Source organism: Clostridium zhoujianii (assembly GCF_051590805.1).
GTDB lineage: Bacteria > Bacillota > Clostridia > Clostridiales > Clostridiaceae > Clostridium.
Window position 1 is genome coordinate 1,263,849 of record NZ_JBPUTF010000001.1, and the last position, 15,702, is coordinate 1,279,550.

Annotated in this window: 10 protein-coding genes; 8 read left to right on the top strand and 2 right to left on the bottom strand. The window is 29.7% G+C overall.

Annotated features, from left to right (window positions below; genetic code table 11):
• The first annotated feature begins 34 nt into the window (after nucleotides 1-34).
• The gene (locus ACSYT2_RS05975) at nucleotides 35-556 is read left to right on the top strand and encodes a sigma-70 family RNA polymerase sigma factor (protein ID WP_438384122.1); all 522 of its coding nucleotides are present in this window, start codon (nucleotides 35-37) and stop codon (nucleotides 554-556) included.
• Nucleotide 557: 1 nt separating this feature from the next.
• Nucleotides 558-2,042, top strand: a complete 1,485-nt coding sequence (locus ACSYT2_RS05980; protein ID WP_438384123.1) for a DUF4179 domain-containing protein — start codon at nucleotides 558-560, stop codon at nucleotides 2,040-2,042.
• A gap of 62 nt (nucleotides 2,043-2,104) precedes the next feature.
• Here ACSYT2_RS05980 and ACSYT2_RS05985 read toward each other — a convergent pair whose 3' ends face one another.
• Together ACSYT2_RS05985 and pdxR are read right to left on the bottom strand one after the other, a co-directional pair.
• Nucleotides 2,105-2,914, bottom strand: coding sequence for a nitroreductase family protein (locus tag ACSYT2_RS05985; RefSeq protein ID WP_438384125.1), 810 nt, complete (start codon nucleotides 2,912-2,914; stop codon nucleotides 2,105-2,107).
• 170 nt (nucleotides 2,915-3,084) lie between these two features.
• Nucleotides 3,085-4,494: a MocR-like pyridoxine biosynthesis transcription factor PdxR gene (gene pdxR, locus ACSYT2_RS05990; protein ID WP_438384126.1), complete on the bottom strand. Its 1,410-nt coding sequence runs from the start codon at nucleotides 4,492-4,494 to the stop codon at nucleotides 3,085-3,087.
• 105 nt (nucleotides 4,495-4,599) lie between these two features.
• Between pdxR and ACSYT2_RS05995 the strand changes: the two genes are divergently transcribed.
• The 6 genes from ACSYT2_RS05995 to ACSYT2_RS06020 all read left to right on the top strand — a co-directional run bounded on the left by ACSYT2_RS05995 (nucleotide 4,600) and on the right by ACSYT2_RS06020 (nucleotide 15,541).
• Nucleotides 4,600-5,838: an APC family permease gene (locus tag ACSYT2_RS05995; RefSeq protein WP_438384128.1), complete on the top strand. Its 1,239-nt coding sequence runs from the start codon at nucleotides 4,600-4,602 to the stop codon at nucleotides 5,836-5,838.
• Nucleotides 5,839-6,043: 205 nt separating this feature from the next.
• Complete coding sequence (locus tag ACSYT2_RS06000) at nucleotides 6,044-6,661, top strand: DUF1062 domain-containing protein (protein ID WP_438384129.1); 618 nt, start codon at nucleotides 6,044-6,046, stop codon at nucleotides 6,659-6,661.
• A 186-nt stretch (nucleotides 6,662-6,847) separates the two neighbouring features.
• Nucleotides 6,848-7,120, top strand: coding sequence for a CD3324 family protein (locus ACSYT2_RS06005; protein WP_438384131.1), 273 nt, complete (start codon nucleotides 6,848-6,850; stop codon nucleotides 7,118-7,120).
• 290 nt (nucleotides 7,121-7,410) lie between these two features.
• The gene (hisS, locus tag ACSYT2_RS06010; protein ID WP_438384133.1) at nucleotides 7,411-8,706 is read left to right on the top strand and encodes a histidine--tRNA ligase; all 1,296 of its coding nucleotides are present in this window, start codon (nucleotides 7,411-7,413) and stop codon (nucleotides 8,704-8,706) included.
• Between the two features lie 521 nt (nucleotides 8,707-9,227).
• Nucleotides 9,228-12,059: a GEVED domain-containing protein gene (locus ACSYT2_RS06015; RefSeq protein WP_438384136.1), complete on the top strand. Its 2,832-nt coding sequence runs from the start codon at nucleotides 9,228-9,230 to the stop codon at nucleotides 12,057-12,059.
• 44 nt (nucleotides 12,060-12,103) lie between these two features.
• Nucleotides 12,104-15,541, top strand: a complete 3,438-nt coding sequence (locus ACSYT2_RS06020) for a CLIPPER-2 domain-containing protein (RefSeq protein WP_438384138.1) — start codon at nucleotides 12,104-12,106, stop codon at nucleotides 15,539-15,541.
• Nucleotides 15,542-15,702: the final 161 nt, after the last annotated feature.

The following is a 15,702-nucleotide window of genomic DNA, read 5'->3' on the forward strand; positions in this document are numbered from 1 at the left end:
GAAGAGTGAATGAAGATGTAAAGGAGTAACATATATGTTTAGTGAGGAAGATGTGAGAGAGGCCATAAATGGTGATGACAATGCATTTATGAAACTTATAAATGAATGTAAAGAACAGTTATATAGAACGGCATATGCTTATGTTAAAGATGAAGAAATGTCATTAGATATTGTTCAGGAGACTGTATGTAAGGCATATACATCAATTCATAAATTAAGGGAAGCAAAATTATTTAATACATGGATTATTAGGATTGCAATTAATATATCAACAGATTTTTATAAAAGAAAAAGTAAGGTAGTTTATATCGAACAAGAAGAATTGTTAAGTATAATGGGTTCAACAAAAAACCAAGAAGATGAACGATTATATTTGTTAGAGGTAATAGATAAGATGGATGAAAAACATAAAAAAGTAATAATATTAAAATATTTCGATGATTTAACTATTCAGGATATATCAAAGGTCCTAGATATACCAATAGGAACAGTTAAAACCCATTTAAATAAGGGACTTTCATTTTTAAGAGAATATATGAAAGAAGAGGTGATTTAATATGAGTGATAAGTATAAAGACATAATCAAAATACCTGAATCATTAGATAATGCAATATTAAATGGGCTTAAGGCTGGAAAAAGGAAAAAGAAGAATGATAATAAAATAAAGATAGCAAAGAGAGTAGCAATGGTAGCTAGTATATTTATAGTATCTATGTCATTAGTAGCTATGATAAATCCAAAATTAGTGTCAGCTATTCCTATAGTAAGTAGCATATTTGAATATATAACTAGTAATAATTTAGGTGAACCTACTAATAAGTACGAAAATCTCCTAGATAGTAAAAATATTAATGTTGAAAAAGATGGAGTGAAGGTTACTTTAGACAATTTAGCTATCGATGACAATATTTTGGTAGTAACTCTTTATATTGAATCAGATAAACTAGAAGGTTATGATTTAAGCAAAGCTGCAGGAGATTTTTTAAACTTAGAAATGGATATGAAAATAAATGGAGAATCACCATCTTCTTATTCACCGACAGTTAATATAATAAATGAAAATAAGGGTGCTGTAATAATTGAAGCAGATGTTTCAAAAATAGATTTTGAAGATGCTGTTAATCTTAATCTTAATATAAACAAAATAATAAGAGAAGGAAGGAATATTGCAACAGGTCCATGGGAGCTAAAGATAAATACTACGAAAGAAAAGTCTTTAAAGGTTTATTCATCTGATGATTTTATGAGTTTAGGTGGTAAATCAATACATGTTGATAAATTAGTTATAAGCCCATTAGCAAATATCCTTTATATTTCAGGCAAATATAATACATTTAATGATTTAGAGAAAAATAATTTTGTGATAAAAGATAACTATGGTAATATTTTATCTTATAATTTTAAGAGAGGAACATCAAATAATGCTGGAGAATATAATTATGAGATTAAGATACTAGATGATTTATCCAGTGTAGATTATATTCAAATAATTAAATCAGAGGGAAATGAAAGTATCAAAAAAGAAATTGAAGGATTTGATTATTATGTATTAAAAACAACCGTGGAAAATGAAGAGAGATCAAATAGGAAAGAAGAAGTTATTTCTAGAAAACCAACTAAATCAGAATTGGATAATGGATATGGATTAGATAAAGTATTGTACTATGTAAACATTGATAGAAATAGATCATTTCAAACTATAGACGAGTTAAGTGGAAAAGAAATTAGTGTAAATAGTTCTGATAAGGTTACTATTAAAAATATTGAATCTACTAATTATAATACAAAAATTACATTGAAGATTAGTGGTGCATATGATTATAACTTGCTATCAAATTTAGTAATACTTGATGAAAATATGAATGATATAGTTAAAAGGGAAGGAGATTCTGGTGCAATATTACAAGATGAAGGCAATAAGTTAGTGACTATCACACTTAATGCTATAGAGAAAAATAAAAGATATACTATAGCAGTGCCCACTACTACTGATTTAAAATTAGATGAAAATTCAAAGATAACTATTAAGTTAAAAAAGTAGAGATCTTTAGATTCTAAAAGGAAGGCAATGATATTAATAAGTATCATTGCCTTCTATTATAATTACTTCATCCAAGAAATAATATAAGTAAAATTTTTATTATCTTTTTGAGAATTAAGTTCTTTAAATTCACCATTTAGATTATTTTCAATAGCTGTCAAATGAAAATGACAAAGCGCTATTCCAATATCAATTCTACTTAAGCCCTTAGTACTAGCTATATAAAAATGTAATTTATTATCTTCTTTTAATACTCTCCAAGGTTGTTTATTAATTGCTGAAGGAGCTAGTCTTAACATTTCAAGTGACTCTAAATACTCTCCAGAATCATTTGAATCAAGTGGAGTTTCAAAGTTCCCATTAAAGAATAACTCAGAAAATGGTTTACGTTTATTGTTGTGATTGCCCATTAAAGTTGCCATAATTGATTTTTTACCACCTTCATAGCCAACAGGTGAAACTATAGGTAATATTTCATTTTCTTTTAGGTTAATAGCCTTAGCAAACTCACCTTTATTAAAAGTTCCACCAAGCCATACTGTGCCTAAGCCTAAAGATGTACAATACAAGATTACTTTTTCTAATGAATAACCAAGTGCCGTTAAAGATAAATCATCATTTTCACAAGCAGACACTAAAAAGTAATTTGCACCTTTAATAACACCATAAGTCCCAAGTTTTATATCTTTAGTAGTTTCATCATTTTTCACTAACTGTATTTTAATTTTTTTATTAAAAGGGTTCTCTATGCTATCTACGAAATTTTTTATTTTCTCTATTGTCTCTTCAGACAAAGGAAGATCATTATAATTTCTAACTGAATGTCTAGTTTTGATTAAGTCTTTTACTGATTGATTAAATGGATTACTCACAATTAATACCTCCCGATGTTCTATTAAGATTTATATAAATAAAATTTACACCATTTAGTAATAAAATCAGTTATATTTTGAAGTAATGATAGTGTATCACTATATTATAGGCTATGTCTAATTCATATAAATTATAATTACATAACTAAAAGTTATTGATTCTAATTTGATTAGATAGCCCAAGCTATTCTTAATATTTTCACTGCCTCAGTAATATCATCTAGACTTAAAAATCCAAAGCCAAGTAATATTCGTGGATATTCATAAAGTTTTGAGTTTAATAAATAGTAAGAATAAGGGTGCACCTTAATATTATAATTTAGTGCTGCTTGAACAAGTTCCTCTTCTGTCATACCATTCTTAACTTCTATTAATATATGAAGACCAGCATTTTTACCAATAACCTTAACAATCTCATTAAATTCTTTATTTAATAAATTTATTAATAGACTATGTTTTTTACTATATAATTTTCTCATCTTATGAATATGTCTTTCGAAATAGCCCTTGTCCATAAACTCAAAAAGAACTTCTTGATTAAGTCTAGAGACGGATTGTTCGTATAAGTTACAATGTATATGATATAAAGGTAATAGTTTTTTAGGTAACACCATATAGCTTATGCAAACAGAAGGAAATAAGTATTTTGAAAAATTACTTATATAGATAACATTATCTTTTAGTGATAAACCCTGCAATGATGGTATTGGGTTACCTATATAACGATACTCTCCATCATAATCACCTTCTAAAATTAAAGCATCATTTTCATTAGCCCATTTAAGAATTTTAAGTCGTTTAGAAATTGAAGTAACCATTCCTGAAGGAAATTGCTTAGATGGAGTAGTATAAAGGACTGTGGCATTACTTTTATATAAATTATCAATATTAACACCATCATTATCTAAAGGAATTCTAGATACTTCATAGCCTAAGTTTTTAAAGATAGATTTCATCTCCATGCAACCAGGATCTTCAATGGCAGTTTTTTTCATATCATTTTTTGATATCAGAATAGAAACAATATTTATTAATTGTTGGACTGTAGCGCCAATTATTTTCTGCCCTTCATCACATTGGACATTTCTGCTGTAGTTTAGATAAGTAGCTAGTTTTTTTCGGAGAGTTAGATTACCTTGACTTTCATCTGGTTTATACAAATCATTTCTATCATTAAGAAGTAATTTAGATAATATCTTTTTCCAAGTAGCATAAGGAAAGGCTTCAAGGTCTGCACCATTTGGATCGAAATCATATTCAATATTTTTAGAAGGAGTAGTTTTAATACAGGTAGATTGGAAAGGAAGAGTAGGAGAAGAATAGCTATAATTATCTATTTCATTTACATATAAACCACTTCTAGACTTACTAATTACATAGCCTTCACTTATTAACTGTTGGTATGCATTTTCAATAGTAACTCTACTAAGGTTAAGTTTATCTGATAGCTGTCTAATAGAGGGAAGTTTATTACCAGCAGAAATATTACCTTTAATAATTTCATTTTTTATATACTCATATAGCTGACGGTATAATGCTTTTTTATTTTCTATAGTCAAGATAGGATTTAAATCAATCATAAATATTCACCAACTGGCCTTATTAAATTTAATAGAACTGTATCTTTTTATAATAACAGTTTACTATTACAATTATTATAACATAATAATATTGGGGAGTAGTAAATGAAGGATTTGAAAGCAACAATAAGATTACCACAGGCAGTAGCACTATATATTGCATCAGTATTAGGTGCTGGAATATTAATAATTCCAGGGATTTCAGCAGAAATAGCAGGACCAGCAGCTATTATAGCTTGGGGCACTATGGCGATTTTAGTAATCCCAATGGCACTAACAATGGCATTTCTATCACAGAAGTATCCAGATAAAGGAGGAGTTTCACATTTTGTAACACTGGCATTTGGTGAAAGGATTGGAGCAATAGTTGGATGGTTTTTTCTAATGTCTGTACCTATAGGTGCACCAGTTGTGGCTTTATCAGGATCAGGATATGTATCTTCAGCCTTTGGGTTAAATAAAAATTGGAATATTATATTAGCAATAATTATCTTAGTAATAGCCTTAATAATTAACTATATTGGAATGCATATAGCAGGTAAAATTGAAGTAATAGTTATAGTAACAATAATTGGAGTATTAGTTTTGTCAATAATAGGAGCAGTACCAAATGTTGATTTGAATAATTTTACACCTTTTATGCCAAATGGAATTAGTAGTATTGGTAAGGCATCAACTATTTTGTTATGGTGTTTTATTGGATGGGAGGCAGTATCTCATCTATCATCTGAATTTGTAAATCCTAAAAGAGATACAATACTAGCAACTATCATTGCAGCAATTATAGTTGGAGGATTATATTTTGGAATAGCCTTTGTAACCATTGGGACAAAGAGTTATGGAAGTAATATCGAAGCATCTTTAGTTAAAATAATAGTAGATGTTATTAGAGTAAAAGGGGGAGCAGTAATAGGACTTACTAGTTATATTATTTGCTTAGCAACAGCAATTTCATATATTGGCGCAGCATCAAGGGTTGCATATTCTTTATCAGAAAAGAAATTTGCACCTAAGATTATGGGGCAACTGTCTAGTAAATATAAAACACCTATTGGAGGATTAGGATTCTTAGCAGTATGTTTTATGGTGATTATAGGAATATATTCTTTTGAATTAATATCATTAAGCAAGCTTATAGAAATACCAAATGCAACATTTACATTTACATATTTAGCAGGATGTGCTGCAGGAATAGCCTTGTTTAGGAAAGAAAAATATAAATTTATTGTAAGTTTAATTTCTTTAATAATAACTAGTGTAGGAACATTATTTATTGGATGGCCTTTGTTATACCCTTTACTTATTATTTTAGTATTTAGAATTGTAAACAGAAAAAGAATTTAGATAATTTATTAAATGGCTTATATTTATTTATGAAATAAGTATTAGGTTTTCTCTAATATTTGAGGATGGTAAAATATAGACATCATATGATTGGAGGAATTATTTATGACTAGAGATTTTATTAATGCGTAGCAGAGGCTATAGCATTATCAAATAATGAGGTAGCCTTTGCAAATCCAAAAGTTAAATAACTAGGAGGCGCAAAATGAGCTATTTAAAAAAATATATATGGGAACTAGTTCCTGAAAATTTTCCAAAGGTAAAAAGAAATTGTCCTAAGTGCAATGAAAAGACTCACTATATAAATAGTGAGAAGTTTAGAGTTAATGCAAATAAAAGTAACTTAGATGTTTGGTTAATTCATCAATGTGAGAAATGTAAATCCACTTGGAATATGGCAATATATGAAAGAATAAAGCCAAATGATATAAGTAAGGATGAATACGAAAAGTTTCTTGCAAATGATAAAGATTTAGCTAAGGAATATGCTTTTAATTTAAGGATATATCATAAGAATAAGGCAGAAGTAATTTTAGAGGATATAATCTATAAATTAAAAGAAAATTTATTAGAGTCATATTACATTAATGATAGAGAATTTGTTATAGAAATTTTGTGTAGATATCCAGTAGTTATTAGAATAGATAGACTCTTAAGTGATAATCTTGGAATCTCACGAAGCAAGATAAAAAGTATGCATAAAAATGGACAAATTTTAATTAAGGATCATAAGAATTCTCTAAATTCTAAAGTGAGAAATGGTATGGAAATACATTTTCCTAAGAGAGAAGAAAATGTAGAGCATTTAAAAGATATTGTGTAAGGCAATAAACTATAAGTTACTTGATTTAGAAAGGGAATTTAAGTAAAATAATAAGTATATTGGAATGAAAAGGAGGAATATTTATGACTACACCTTCTAATAATGCATAGCAAAGGCTATTGCATTAAAAATAATTTAATAGCCTTTGCTTACACCTAAATGAAATAAAAATATTTAGGAGGCATTATGTGCTATATTGCAGCAAAGGAAATACTACCCGAAGAAATAATTGAATTAATTCAAAATTATGTAGAGGGTGAGTATATATATATTCCTAAGAAAGAAATTAATAAAAAACCTTGGGGAGCTACCACAACAACTAAAAAAGAAATTAATATAAGAAATTCTAGTATTTATTCTGAGTATAAGGAGGGCGTAAGTAGAAGTACACTAGCAGAAAAGTACTTCTTATCTAAAAAGAGTATAGATAGAATAATATTAAAAGAAAAGCTTAAATAGCATTTATTATGGAAAAATGATAATTGAATTTTATAAAAATTTAATGTATACTTGCAATAATACCAATTCAGGAGGAATATTATGACATCACTTAATATCAATAAGCAAAACAGAATACATCATCATTACTAGAGACTTGATCTTTGAATAAAGGATACAAGTCTATTAATATTAGGCTTGTATCTCTAGGAATGATAAATTAAGTGTAATCATAATTTATTGAACCATGTGGGATATATGCCTACATGGTTTTTTGTTATATAAAAAATTATTTATAGGAGTGAAGGAAAATGAAAAAGAATTTTATTAAACCAAGTATATTACCGGGGTTTATGGAGTTATTGCCTAAGGAGCAAAGGATATTAAATGATATAGTAGATAAAATCATAAATGTTTATGAAAGAAATGGCTGCCTAGCAATAGATACACCAATAATTGAGAAGTCAGATGTATTACTTGCTAAAACTGGAGGAGAAACAGAAAAGCAAGTATATAGTTTTCAAAAGGGTAGAAATAATTTAGCTTTAAGATTTGACTTAACAGTACCTTTTGCTAGATATGTAGCACAATATTACAATGATTTAGTTTTTCCTTTTAGAAGGTACCAAATAGGAAAAGTGTATAGAGGAGAAAGAAATCAAAAAGGTAGATATAGAGAGTTTTATCAATGTGATGTTGATGTTATTGGTAAAGGGAGTTTAAGTATAAACAATGATGCTTGGGTTATAAGTTTAGCCTCTAAAGCCTTTAAGGAAATCGGGTTAAATAATTATAGATTTCAAATAAGTAATAGAAAAATATTAAAAGGTATATTAAGTGAATTGCAGATAGAGAATACAGCAGATGTAATGATATTAATTGATAAATACGAAAAAATAGGAGAGCTAGTATTTATTAAGGAACTTAATAACCTTGTGGGTATAGAAAAAAGCGAATACTTAAATAAAGTTTTAAATATTAAAGGAACAAATGATGAGATATTAGAAGAACTTATAAGGCTTAAGATTAAAAATGAGTATTTTATTAATGGTATAGAGGAATTAAGACAAGTTAAATTAATACTAGAGATTTTAGGCGTAGGTAATGAGGAGTATGAAATAAACTTAAAGATTATAAGAGGATTAGATTATTACACAGGAACTGTTTTTGAAACAATATTATTAGGAAATGAAAGTTATGGATCTATTTGTTCAGGGGGGAGATATGATAGCTTATCAGAAAATTATACAGAAAATGTATTACCTGGAGTTGGGATTTCAATAGGAATAACTAGATTATTCTTTGTATTAAAGGAAATTGGTTTTGTTGAAAAATATGAAATGAAAAAAAAGCTGGATTATTTAGTATTACCAATAGGGGATACAATAAGTTACTGTGGAGAGGTGTTACAATATCTACTATCAAAAGATTATGGAGTAGCAATATACTTTGAAGAGGGCGTATTAAAGAAAAAGATGAGCTATGCTAATAAAATAGGTGTAGAAAATGTAATATTAATTGGTGAAGAAGAAATGCTTAAAAATGAAGTTAAGATAAAGAATATGAAATTAGGTACTGACAAGAAAATTAATTATTTACTTTTGTAATATAATTATGTAGATTAGAAGTAAAGAGAATAGAAGGGTAAAATTGTTAATTATTATAGCTAGGAAGAAGTATAGTTATAAATGGGGTGGATTATGGAATTAATTTTAGAGAGTAATAATCTAAGGGATTATTTACTGGAAAACGAATATGTTTATTATAGCAATGATAATATAGTAAATTTATCAAAGGGTTTATTCAATGGATTTAAGTAAATCAGAAATTTAAAATAATCTATTATGTATATATTATAACTTGGAAGTGAGATATGGATAAGAATATTAAAAAAAAGCCTTGTGTGAAAACATAAGGCTTTCTTTTTTATAAAAACAAAAAACTATTGCTTATTAGCTTAATATATATTTTCCAATAATGCCTTACTAATAATTAACTAAAATCAGCAAAATACATATAATGTAATGTTATTAAGAAAAAAATCAAATTTTATCAAATGTTATAAACAAATCTAAAGATAAAATAGTCAAAGTAATTAAAAACTGATATTTGAAAGGAGCATATAAAAATGCCAGCAACCATAACAGGAATAGTTTTTAATGATTTAAACCACAATGGTCAATTTAATGTTGGAGAGCCGGGTATACCAAATGTCTTCGTAATTTTATATGACACAGCAACTGGAATCTGTACTTCTACTCAAACAGACATAAACGGAAATTATACTTTTACTATTACAACACCAGCTACCTATAGGGTATATGAACCAGTTTCAGACCCTGGAGCTACCTGTCCACCAACAAACTTTACCCAACCATCAGGATTTACATTTTCTAATGGTCCAAGAGAGCTAACATCGACAATTACCCAGACTCAAATAAATAATAATGCAGTAATAGGAAATCGAAATTTTAGCCACGATACTATTAATGATCCCTTATCTTGTACCACCTCAATGATTCAATTTGTAGATCAACCTACTTTGTGGTACGACATAAACATTGTAACAGGTACATCAACACTAGAAGGTAATCTTAATCCAGCCGATTATGTAAATGCTATTGGATATAATATTTTAGATAATTATATATATGGTTATGATGTAACCACAAATAATATAGTTCGTATTGATAATAACAGAAATATTATTACGCTATCACCACTACCAACAGGATTACCTATTAATGGATACAATGTGGGAACTTTTGATCTAAGCGGTTTCCTTTATATTACAATGAACGGCTTGGCAAGATATTATACTATAGATTTAAGACCAAATTCTGCAACATTTATGAAATTAGTAGATCCAACAAATGGCTATGTTGAGCAGACAAGTAATTTCGGAACTTTGTTAAGTCCAGCAATTACCATAAGTGATTGGGTATATGACCCGAATGATGGGAATTTATATGGGGTTTCAATATCTGGTACATCCTCAACTCTTAGACGTGTTGTACCAACTACAGGTGCAACAACAGGATTAGCAACAACAACAATTCCAATATTATCTGGCGGAGGCGGCGGATCTTTTGGTGCAATATCTATTGATTCAAATGGTGTTATTTATGCTATTTATAACCCAGATGGTAGTATTTACAAATATACCTATTCAGGGAATACTGCAACTGGTACGAAGTTTTCATCTACCTTCTTTGCTAACCAAAATGATGCAACTATGTGTCCAACTGCAGCTATAAGAGTAGATTATGGTGATGCTCCTGATACTAGTACTGTAAATGGTCCTAATAATTACAACACAGTTTTAGCTCAAAATGGACCTCGTCATGAACTAATTAATTCTCTTGTATTAGGAACACAAGTCACATCAGAAAATGATGCATACCAAAATCCTACAGCAACTGGAGATGATTTAATACTAGGAATTCAAGATGATGGATTAACAGTGCCATTATCAACCCTTTCTATAAGTGCAACTAGTTATTCATTAGATGTAACTGTAACAAATAACACAGGAAATCCTGCAAATCTATATGGATGGATTGACTTTAATGAGAATGGATTATTCCAAGGGAATGAAGCAGCACCAGTTGTTATAGTACCTTCAGCTGCAGGGACACAAGTAGTCACTATGAATTTTTCAATACCTGTAGGTGTAATCTTAAATCCACCTCACACATTTGTCAGACTTAGAGTTACGACAGATACTCTTACTAATAGCAATGTTAACTTAGACTTAGAAGATACAAGGAGTTTAGGCCCAGCATCAGACGGGGAAGTAGAAGATTATATTCTTGACGTAAATTCAATAGCAGATGTAAGTGTAGTTAAAACGACTAGTCCTAACCCAGCTATAGCAGGTTCCGAAATTCTTTATAATATAGTTGTAACAAATAATGGACCAGATACCGCTGAAAATGTTATTTTAACAGATCCTATTCCCTCTACAGTTACTGGAGCTGAGTTTTCAGTGGATGGAGGTATAACTTTCAATCTATGGGGAGGTTCTTATAATATAGGAACATTAGTAAATGGGGGATCAATTACAGTAATAATAAGAGGAACTCTAAGCCATACAGCAAGTGGATCAACATCAAATACTGCAACTGTAAGTAGTACTACTGAAGATCCAGACCCAAGCAATAATACCTCAACATCTATAGTTCAAATTGCTGATTCTGCAGATGTTGCAATTATTAAGAGTTCAAATCCCAATCCTGTCATATCAGGTGAAACCTTAACGTATACCTTGATAGCATCAAATTTAGGGCCATCAGATGCAGAAAATGTTAGTGTGACAGATAACTTACCAGCATCAATTACTGATGCAGAGTTCTCAATTGATGGAGGAGTAACTTTTAATCCTTGGGTAAGCCCTTATATTATAGGAACTTTAGTAAGTGCTGACTCGGTGACTATTATAATAAGAGGAACAGTAGCTTCCAATACTACAGGAAATATTATAAATACAGCAACTATAAGTTCAACAACACCAGATCCAGACCCTACTAACAACACATCAACATCTACAGTAGAAACAATTCAGTCAGCAGATATTTCAGTAGTAAAAACAGAGAGCCCAGACCCAGTGGTAGCAGGAGAAACAATAACTTATAATTTATTGGTATCAAATGCTGGACCATCAGATGCACAAAATGTTTCATTAACAGATAATATACCATCTACCATAATAGGGGCCCAGTTCTCTGTAGATGGAGGAATAACTTTTAATCCTTGGACAGGTTTATATAATATTGGAACATTACTAAGTGGTGATTCTAGAACAATAATAATAAATGGAGTAGTAGATTCAGGTGCTTCTGGAAGTATTACAAATACAGCAACAGTAAATTCAACAACACCAGATCCAGATCCAACAAATAACACATCAACTATTGTTACACTAGTTGCAACTGTAGCAGATATTGCAGTAAAAAAATAGAAAATCCAAACCCTGTAGTAGCAGGAGAGTCTATAACTTATAGTTTGGTAGTATCAAATTTAGGACCATCAGATGCAGAAAACGTCGTCCTAACAGATAATATTCCATCTACAATAATAGAGCCTCTATTCTCTATAGATGGAGGTATAACCTTTAATCCTTGGGTAAGTCCTTACTTTATAGGAACATTAGTAAATGGAGATTCTTCAACTATCATAATAAAAGGAACCGTAAGTTCATCTGCTTTGGGAACTATAAGTAATACAGCAATAGTTGAATCAACTACTATAGATCCTAATCCTAGTAATAATATTTCAACAATAACTACACAAGTTAATACTTCTGCAGATATTTCAGTTCTTAAGACTGCAAGTCCAACACCAGTAATAGCAGGGGAAAGTATTGTGTATACTGTAGTAGTATCAAATGCAGGACCATCAGATGCACAAAATGTAAGTCTAACAGATTTGATTCCATCTACAATTGCAGAAACTGAATTCTCAGTAGATGGAGGGGTGACATTTAATCCTTGGTTAAATACGTACACTATAGGAACAGTGGAAAATGGAGAATCTAAAACTATTATTATTAGAGGTAAGGTAAGTTCATCTACTACAGTCAGTATAACCAATACAGCCTCTGTAGATTCAACAACTCCAGATCCAGATCCTGGTAATAATACAGTAACTATAGTAACACCAATAAATACCTCAGCTGATATTTCTGTTATAAAAACAACAAATCATGTATCTGCAATTCCAGGAGAAACTATTGTATACACTATAGTAACAACAAATTCAGGTCCATCTGATGCTCAAAATGTCAACCTCACTGATCTAATTCCACCTACGATAATAGGAGCTCAGTTCTCTGTAGATGGAGGAATAACCTTCAATCCATGGCCAGGTTTCAATAATATTGGAACAATAGCAGTTGATGCTTCATCAACTATTTTAATAATGGGGAGAATAAGTAATTCAGCTACAGAAGATATTAGTAATACCTCAAAGGTAAACTCTATAACACCTGACCCAGATCCTACTAATAATAGTTCAACAGCAATAATAAATATTGCAATTGCTACTGTAGATTCTGTAAAGGCTACTGATAAAGGAATAACAACGCCAGGGGATGTTATAACATTTACAATTACAAATAAAAATACAGGGAATACACCAGTTGATAATGTTATTCTTAATGATAATCTACCAATTGGTACGACATTTATACCAGGAACTGTAACAATAAATGGTGTTCAATCACCATCAGAGGATCCAAGAGTTGGAATTAGATTAGGGACTATAGAACCAAATGAAACAGTTACAACAGCATTTAAGGTAAGAGTATTACAGGATGCACCTAAGCAGCTATTAAATAGCGCTAATGTTAATTTTTCATATATAGTAGATCCAAATGAGCAACCAATTATAGATAATACAACTACAAATATAGTTACAATAAATGTATTAGTACCAGAGTTAACCTTAGTAAAGGTAGCTGATAGGACAGGTGCTGTTGTAGGAGATTTGATTAGATATACTATTGTGTCTAGTAACACAGGTGAAATACCTCTAGAAGATATAGTGGTAACTGATTTACTAAATCCTGATATACAGTTTGCAAACAACTTAACTATAGATAGCGTGCCATCAGAACAAAATATTACTACAGGAGTTAATATTGGAAATGTAGACCCAGGACATTCTAGAACTATTTCATTTAATGCTGAGGTAATAAATGTCCCTAATGATAAAATAGTTGATAATACCTCCACTGCAACCTTCATATATCAAGTATTAGGTAACATTTTTGGCGGTAATTCAGCAAGTAATGAAGTAATAGTTACAATATTTAGTCCTGAATTAACAGTGACTAAAAGTTCAGATAAAATGTCAGTAAAGATTGGAGATATTTTTAATTATACTATTAAAGTTCAAAATACAGGGGATATAGCAATTCACAATATAATTATACAGGATGACTTACCATCACAATTACAGGCTATAGCAATAGAGGTAGATGGAATTTTAATTAGTGGAGATATTGGAGTTGGTGTTAATATAGGAAGTCTATTGCCAGGGCAGATAGTTACAGTTATTCTAAGTATAAAAGCTTTAGCAAGTTTAACTACAGTATTTAGGAATATCGCAGTAGCTTCAGGAGAAGTAATTGTTGATCCAAGTAAACCGCCAGTTGAAGTAAATGGTTCAGGAAAAGATAATATAGGAATAGAAGTATTTAACCCAGAACTAACAATAACTAAGAGTGTAGATAAACAATGCGCAGTAGTTGGAGATATTTTGACCTATAAAATAGTAGTAACTAATACAGGAGATCTGGTTTTAGGTAATGTTGAATTAGATCCAGTATTTATTTATGATATTTTAAATCCTAATTTAGAATTTGTATCAGGTTCACTAAGGATCGATGGCATCCCTGATCTACAGTCTGGAATAGTTAATGGTGTTGATTTAGGTATAATAGAAGTTGGGAATAGTAAGATAATAACCTTCCAAGTAAAAATAATATCAGATTCTGAAATCCCAATTTTAAACACAACCAATTCTACTTTTGGATATCAACTACCTGGAAATGAACCTGAAACTGGAACTGCTAAAAGTAATACAGTACAGGTATGCGTTAACCTAGCAGATATAGATATAATAAAAAAAGCAGATAAAAAATTTGTATCATTAGGTGGAACAATAAATTACACTGTAACCCTTACTAATATAGGTACAGTAGATGCTCTTAATGTAATATTTACAGACAAACTACCAAATATTGTTGAATTAATTGAGGGTAGCTTTAGTGTTAATGGTGTGAAAATAAATGGAGTTGATATTGGTAAAGGAATAAACATTGGAACAATAGAAGTTGGAGAACAGGTTATAGTTAAGTATAGCATTAAGGTTGTAAAATCAAATTGTGAGCTTCAAATAATAAATAGAGTAAAACTTAAATTCTCATATAAGATTTTTAATTCTTTAGGTGCCACTTGTGGCAGTGGTACTACTGAAACCTCTGGAACACCAACATCCTCAGCAGTAGTAAAACTAAGGATATCAAATTTCAAGCAATTTAATATAGAAGAGAATTTAATAATTCCTGCAATTAAGCCTAATATAGAAGAAATAGAAGATGTAAAAGCTACAATTGAAATATTAAAATACTATGTAATTAAAACACCAAATGTAATATCTAATGATGGACAAATATTAACAGGATTTAAGTTAATAGTTCATGGAATAATTAACGAAATAGTTGAATATACAGCACTGAATGAAGAACAGTCAGTTCATTCAGCACATTTTGCAATTCCATTTACAACATTTATAGTATTACCAAAAGATAGTTGCAATATTGTAAATAGAAAAATAAATGCTGCAATCGAAAATATATATTTCAAAAAGGTAGATTGTAGAAGTTTCTTCACAAATGCAACAGTATTACTAGACGCTATAGTTGGAAATTGTGAATAATAATTATATCTTTTAAATTAAGAGGACCTTGAGAATGAGTATACTAAATCATTGTCAATGGTCCTTTTATCGTTATATATTTGTATTATTATTGTAATAGAAATCAGGTAACCTAGATTCAAGTAATTACAAGCATTAATAATAATTTATTATTTTTTATT

Excerpts from the sequence above, each read along its gene's own strand:
- ACSYT2_RS05975 (WP_438384122.1), top strand. The coding sequence starts at position 35 with ATGTTTAGTGAGGAAGATGTGAGAGAGGCCATAAATGGTGATGACAAT.
- ACSYT2_RS05980 (WP_438384123.1), top strand. The coding sequence starts at position 558 with ATGAGTGATAAGTATAAAGACATAATCAAAATACCTGAATCATTAGAT.
- pdxR (WP_438384126.1), bottom strand. The coding sequence starts at position 4,494 with ATGATTGATTTAAATCCTATCTTGACTATAGAAAATAAAAAAGCATTA.
- ACSYT2_RS05995 (WP_438384128.1), top strand. The coding sequence starts at position 4,600 with ATGAAGGATTTGAAAGCAACAATAAGATTACCACAGGCAGTAGCACTA.
- ACSYT2_RS06000 (WP_438384129.1), top strand. The coding sequence starts at position 6,044 with ATGAGCTATTTAAAAAAATATATATGGGAACTAGTTCCTGAAAATTTT.
- ACSYT2_RS06005 (WP_438384131.1), top strand. The coding sequence starts at position 6,848 with ATGTGCTATATTGCAGCAAAGGAAATACTACCCGAAGAAATAATTGAA.
- hisS (WP_438384133.1), top strand. The coding sequence starts at position 7,411 with ATGAAAAAGAATTTTATTAAACCAAGTATATTACCGGGGTTTATGGAG.
- ACSYT2_RS06015 (WP_438384136.1), top strand. The coding sequence starts at position 9,228 with ATGCCAGCAACCATAACAGGAATAGTTTTTAATGATTTAAACCACAAT.